The organism is Protofrankia sp. CiP1_Cm_nod4 (genome assembly GCF_982290645.1).
Genome location: NZ_CEVIVC010000195.1, coordinates 1,983 through 7,864, shown reverse-complemented (window position 1 = coordinate 7,864; position 5,882 = coordinate 1,983). Strand labels below are relative to the sequence as shown.

The window sequence follows — 5,882 nt, the reverse complement described above, 5'->3', positions numbered from 1 at the left end:
CGGCGGTTGTGCTGACGGCGGCGACCGTGTCGAGGAAGCCGTCGACCAGGCGGTCCACGTCCGCCGCGTCCGCGGGGAACGCGGCCGCCAGCAGGGCGCGGACCGGCGCGACGCCCGGGACCGCCGGCCGCGCGCTGGCCGCCTCCCGCAGCCGGCGTGCCACGTCAGCGGTGTGGGCGGTGGCCAGCCCGTCGAGCAGGCGCGCGGCGGCCGAGTCCACCGCCCGCGCCGGCCCCGCCGGATCCTCCGGGTCGACCGGGCCGAGCGCGTCCCGGCCGATGATGCCGGCGTCCACCGCACGGCCGATCGCCTCGGCCGCCAGGCCGCGGCCCTGCTCCGGGTGCAGGCCCTCCGGCATGCCCGCGCGCAGCGCCGCGTAGAGCAGCTTCGGGTCGACGGCCGGGTCATCACCGGCGGTGCGCCCCGCCAGGCGCGCGGCGGTGGCCGCCTGGGACAGCAGCGCGCCTGGTACGCCGGTGAGGGTGGCCAGCACACCCAGCCGGTCGGCGGGCAGGTCCGCGAGCTGGTCGGCCTGCCCGGCCAGCGCCGCCATCACCTGGTCGTGCTCGTCCCCGTCCGGAGCGACCGCGAAGTCGACGTTCTCGTGGGCGGACGGGTCGACGATCACCGGTGAGGCCGCGACGGCGGTACCGTCGGGCCGGGTCAGACGCACCTCGACGGCCAGCCTGCGGCGCTGCCCGCCCGGCGTGTCCGCCGCATCCTCGGGGAAGACGATCCGGTAGGCGCCGTCCGGGCCCGACACGGCCGTGCCGAGCCGGTGGCCGTCCGCGTCACCGGACGTCACGTCCCATACTGTGGCCTCGAGCCCGCCGGCCGGCACCCCGGTCGTGGTCCGCACGACACCGGTGACCAGCCGCACCTCGCCGGAGATCTCGTACAGCCGGGCGAGTGTCGGGCCGTCCAGGACCCCGCTGCCCTCGAGCTGGTTACGGCCCTGGAAGGCGACGAGCGCCCGGAGCGTCCGCGGGCCGAGGAACGCCTGCCGCAGCTCGGGCTCCGCCTCCGCGGCGGCGAGGTACCCGTGTGCCACGAGGGCGGTCTGTAACCACGCCACCTCGGGCCCGCTGCTACCCAACGATCCCGAAGAGGGCATGACACACCTCACAGCGCGGTCGGCTCCGACCGCTCATTCTCGGCACCCATGACGAGGCGGCGAACCGGATCCCCGGCACCGGAGAAGTCGTGTTCCGGACATGCCATCCAGGACGCGGCCGGCTCGCCGGAACACGGCCGGAGCGCTTCTCGCCGGGCGGGCATCGCGCCCAGCGGGCCGTACCGCCGATCCGTACCGCCGGTTCGCGTCGTCGATCCGCGTCGTCGATCCGGGTCGCCGATCCACGCTGACGGATGTCCCGCGCGTGGCCGCGGCCTCATCCAGTGGCGACCCGATGGCGGCCCGCGCCGGTGGATGGTTCCGTGCGACGCCGCGGGACCGTGCCGGTCGAGTCCGCCTGCCGACACGGTTCTACAGTTAGCGGGTATGACGGTGCTACAGGACGTGAACGCGCCGACGGACGGTTCGCCGGGAACGGGCGGGCCGACCGTTCGCCCGAGGGCGTGGGAGGCGGCTGCCGACGTGCTCGCCGTCCTGCGGCTGTGCGCGGTCGGCAAGCTGCGGTGCAGCGAGAAGACGCAGCGGCCGGCGGCCGCGACCGTCGCCGCCGTCACCGGCGTCCTCACCGGCGGGGACTTCTACCATGAGGAGCCGATCGCCGCGTTCGCGTGGCCGCTGCTGGTGCAGGCGGGTGGCCTGGCCGAGGTCGTCGGCGGACGGCTGCAGCTGACCGCGCGGGGCCGGACGGCGCTGGCCAAGCCCGCCGCGGAGACGATCCGTCACCTCTGGCGGCGCTGGGCCGGCCATGCCGTGATCGACGAGATGAGCCGGATTGAAGCGATCAAGGGCCAGCGTTCGGCCCGGGCGCTGACCGCGGCGGGCCCGCGGCGCAAGGCTGTCGCCGTGGCGCTCGCGGCCTGCCCGCCCGGGGAGTGGGTCAAGGTGGACGAGCTGTTCACCCGGATGCGGCGCGAGGGCCCCCCGTTCACGGTGGCGCGCGACGTCTGGAAGCTGTACCTCGAGGATCCGCAGTACGGCAGCCTGGGATACGACGGCTTCCACGACTGGCCGCTGCTGGAAGGCCGGTACACCCTGTGCCTGCTGTTCGAATACGCGGGGACGCTCGGCCTGTTCGACCTCGAATACGGCGATCCGGTCGACGCCCGTGACGACTTCCACGCGAACTGGGGCGCCGACGGCCTGGATTATCTCAGCCGTTATGACGGCCTGTACGCCGTCCGGCTGAACGCGCTCGGCGCATACGTCCTCGGGCTGGCCGAGCGGTACGAGCCGGAGCCGGAAAGCGGCGGCGGAGCGGGCCTGGAGCTCAAGGTCCTGCCGAATCTGGATATTGTGGCCACCGGTGCGGTGAGGCCCGCCGACGAGCTCCTGCTGGACGCCTACGCGCAGCGTTCGTCCGACCGTGTCTGGTCGCTGAGCCTCACGTCGCTGCTGGCTGCGGTCGACGCCGGCCGCCCGCTGGAGGAGCTGCGGCGCTTTCTCGACGACCACGCCAACCACGCCAACCATGCCGGCCACGCCGTACCGGCCACCGTGACCAGGCTTTTCGAGGACACCACGGCCCGCGTCGGCCAGTTGCGCGACTTCGGCCTCGCGCGGGTGGTCGAATGCGCCGACCCCGCGGTGGCCGCCCTCATCACCACCGACCGCAAACTCCGCCGGTTCTGCCAGCCGGTGGGGGACCGCCATATCGCCGTCCCCGTCCAGCACGAAGCCGACTTCCGCGCCGCCCTCCGAAAACTGGGCTACGTCCTCCCCGCCACCCCCACAACGTAGCCACCAGAATCACAGCGTAGTCACCAGAACGCGCATCCCCGCTGAGAACCCGCGCGGCCTGGCCGCGTCCGACAACCGAGGAAGGACGCCGGTGGCAGTCTCCAGCCGGGGCGGATGGCCCCGGCTACCGTGACCACGGCAGCGATCATTTCCATCGTGGGAGTCCGGCGGACCTCGATTGCGCCGCATACCAACGGTCAGCCGGTCAGCGGCGAGAAGGGGAGAATCCCCGTACGGTCAGGGGCGGCCGCCCTGTTCTATCGGTATGCGTCGCTGCGGTGGGAGATGTCGAGCACCTGGACCGTGTGTGTCGTTTCATTGATTTCATAGCGAACTCGCCAGGACGCGCCGCGTCGTGCGGAGTACTGTCCGGCGTACTCGCCGCGTAAGGAGTGCCCAACGCGATACGGGCTCTCGCGCAGAGCGCCGAACGCAAACTCCAGAACCGCGGTGGATATTTTTTCGGGTAGCCGCTCGAGCTGACGCACCGCTCGCGGACGAAACTCCAGGCGGTAGGTCATGCGACGCCGTCGCGACGAAGCAGATGCGCGTACCTGTGCCGGATCTCGTCTTCGTCGAGCCCTGGTCCTTCTTCGCCTTCGCCGGGGAGTTCTCCTCGGGTGGCGCGCTCGGCGGTGTCCCGACGCCACCACGCGGTCTCTTCCTCTGACGCGAGGTCTTCCAGGCGCTGCCAGTCCTCGAGGGAGACGACTACCACGCTGTTACGGCCCGGCCGGCTCAGCGCGATCGGCCCGGTCCGCTCGGCCTCGTCCGCCAACTGGTCCAGATGGTTCCCTGCTGTCTCAAGCGGCTCACTACGCATGGTTCCAGTGTGCCCTCGCCTGCTCCGCCCGCGCCCGAGGAGCGGTGAGCGCACCGTGCCGGCCGTGCGGCGGCCGGCACGAAGCTCAGTGATCATTATTGGCTGCCTGTCCTATACTCGAAGGACCCCGCCGGTCGGCATGCCGCCGGCCCGAGGCGGCCCTGATGGGCCGCCTCTCTTTTTGACCAGTGGAACTCGGCGGCGAACCTCTGAGGGGTCGTCAGTAGCTCTGCGTATCGTCGATGGATGGCCGATGGCCGACGCGTTGCCCGTGATGAAGCACGACAGACAAAGATCACAGTAGGATTATGTAACTATCCGTAATTATATGACTGCGACATGTGGATACCCTACCACTGTGGATCGCGCGTATCGCGCGTGGGTCAGATAATGTAAACGAAGAGTTACACACCGGCTGGCGGCGCCCGGGGGACGCCAGAGCTGGCGGGCAATACTATATGATCATGAAGAAGGTGTGGTTGGACGCGTAGAGCTATCTTTCATGATCTGACAGGGAGCGCGACCAGCGAGCGAGGTTCGCACTCACGACAAGAAGGGCTTCCTGGCAGAGTTCTTCCCCCGACGGTTCTTCCCTGGCGACGCCGACCGTCAGGAGGCCGAGTCCGGTGCCCGGCGGCTCATCGCCGAGAACCGCGCCCATCGGCTCGCCGAGATGCGTCGCAGCCTCGGCCTGACCCAGGCGGACGTCGCCGACCGCATGCACGTCCGCCAGGAACGCGTCTTCGCGATCGAACGGGCCACCGTCGACGCCAGCGAGCCGCGCACGCTCGCCGCCTACGTCAGAGCCCTCGGCGGACGCCTGGAGATCACCGCCGACTTCGGGGGTGAACGACTCGTCATCGCCTGATCAGGCATCGGAGTCCCTTGCATGACCATCGGATTGCCGTGCGGCGGTGAGGATGCCGTACCGTCCGTGAGCGGGGGCTGATGGCCGCCGACCGGTGCTGGGATGGCGGTGCTGCTGGGATAAAGTCCGGCGCCGTATACGTGCGCCGTGTAGTTGATGGGCCGGCTGCCGCGCGGGTGGTATCTCCCCGCCGCGATCCGACCATGATCTGGGGCGGCGCCCAGCGGTGGCCGTGGTTCGGTGCGTGGTGCGTGGTGCGTGGTGCGTGGTGCGGGAGGCGGGAGGCGGGTCAACGGTGTCCGAAGAAGCCAACGGACAGTCCAAGGGAGAGGGCTCCGAGGATTCCGGGAAGGCCGGGGATTCCAGGGAAACCGGGGATTCCGGGGAAACCGGGGAGAAGGCGGCTCCCGGGGGCGGGAAGGCCGGGGACGGCGACCCGTTCGCGGGCCTGGTTCTTGACGACGACTTCGTCGCCGGGGCGACGGCCTACGAAGCGCCGGCGCGGACCCGGGCCGCCGTAGCCCGTTTCGGGGCCGCGGCTGATCCGGGGCGGCCACGTTCATCGGGTGGGCCGCTCGGGTCCCGCCGGCCACGTCGGTTCCGCGGTCGTGGGCTGGTCGCGGCCCTGGCCGTGGCCGGCGTCGGAATCCTGCTCGCGGCCGGTTACGCGGTCGTCCGCATGGGCGACAGTGCCGCATCGACCGGCACCACCGCCGCCGGCGGGCCGTCACCCTCCGCGAGTGCGAGCCCTGACCTGCCTGAACTCAACAGGTGGTCGTACGACCGTGAGCGCTGCTACACCTGGAATCAGGATGATCGCATATCGGACGTGGACGAAGTGCCCTGTGCGTCATCACACCTGTTCGAGGCCGTCAGGAAGCTGGATATCGCCTCCGACTACCCCACTGACAGCGCTTATCCGACCGAGACGCGGTGGCATGAGATCAACGACCGTTACTGTGGGCCGGTCGCGCGTGATTTCCTCGGCTATTCGTTCGACCCGCACGGTCGTTTCGCGAGCGGAATCATCCGTCCCAGCCGGTTCGGCTGGGAATCAGGTGACCGGGCGTTGGTGTGCGGGCTGATCGCCGCCGGCAACGCCGCCACCCCGAACCGGCTCGTCCCCTTCACCGGTGTGGTCGAGGGCGCCGACCAGGCACGGGTCTATCCCCCCGGAACGTGCCTGGAGCTGACGACGACCGAAACCAAAGGTGAGATTCCCTGCGGTGCTCCCCACCAGGCGGAGGTCACCGGAACAGCCACCCTGCTCAACACCGCGGACGGCCGGCCCCCGTCCGAGGCGGCCTTCAATGAACTGG

General features: G+C 70.5%; 6 protein-coding genes and 1 pseudogene. 4 read left to right on the top strand and 3 right to left on the bottom strand.

Going from position 1 to position 5,882, the window contains the following annotated elements; translation table 11 throughout:
• The coding region (locus AC5LSR_RS22385) for a peptidoglycan-binding domain-containing protein (protein ID WP_493468955.1) at positions 1-1,114 on the bottom strand (1,114 nt) is incomplete at its 3' end.
• A 405-nt stretch (positions 1,115-1,519) separates the two neighbouring features.
• On the opposite strand from AC5LSR_RS22385, the gene AC5LSR_RS22380 reads away from it, so the two are divergent.
• Positions 1,520-2,872 (top strand): helicase-associated domain-containing protein, encoded by a 1,353-nt coding sequence (locus AC5LSR_RS22380; protein ID WP_493465422.1) that lies wholly within the window; start codon positions 1,520-1,522, stop codon positions 2,870-2,872.
• 257 nt (positions 2,873-3,129) lie between these two features.
• On the opposite strand, the gene AC5LSR_RS22375 is transcribed toward AC5LSR_RS22380, so the two are convergent.
• Positions 3,130-3,393: a type II toxin-antitoxin system RelE family toxin gene (locus AC5LSR_RS22375; RefSeq protein ID WP_445548497.1), complete on the bottom strand. Its 264-nt coding sequence runs from the start codon at positions 3,391-3,393 to the stop codon at positions 3,130-3,132.
• Between the two features lie 23 nt (positions 3,394-3,416).
• Between AC5LSR_RS22375 and AC5LSR_RS22370 the strand changes: the two genes are divergently transcribed.
• Positions 3,417-3,542, top strand: a complete 126-nt coding sequence (locus tag AC5LSR_RS22370) for a hypothetical protein (protein ID WP_493465427.1) — start codon at positions 3,417-3,419, stop codon at positions 3,540-3,542.
• A 9-nt stretch (positions 3,543-3,551) separates the two neighbouring features.
• Here AC5LSR_RS22370 and AC5LSR_RS22365 read toward each other — a convergent pair.
• Positions 3,552-3,695 (bottom strand): annotated as a pseudogene (locus AC5LSR_RS22365) (type II toxin-antitoxin system prevent-host-death family antitoxin); the annotation flags it as partial.
• Between the two features lie 673 nt (positions 3,696-4,368).
• On the opposite strand from AC5LSR_RS22365, the gene AC5LSR_RS22360 reads away from it, so the two are divergent.
• Together AC5LSR_RS22360 and AC5LSR_RS22355 are read left to right on the top strand one after the other, a co-directional pair.
• Complete coding sequence (locus AC5LSR_RS22360; protein ID WP_250292190.1) at positions 4,369-4,563, top strand: helix-turn-helix domain-containing protein; 195 nt, start codon at positions 4,369-4,371, stop codon at positions 4,561-4,563.
• Positions 4,564-4,858: 295 nt separating this feature from the next.
• Positions 4,859-5,882: septum formation family protein (locus tag AC5LSR_RS22355; RefSeq protein WP_493468954.1), on the top strand; the 1,024-nt coding region annotated here is incomplete at its 3' end.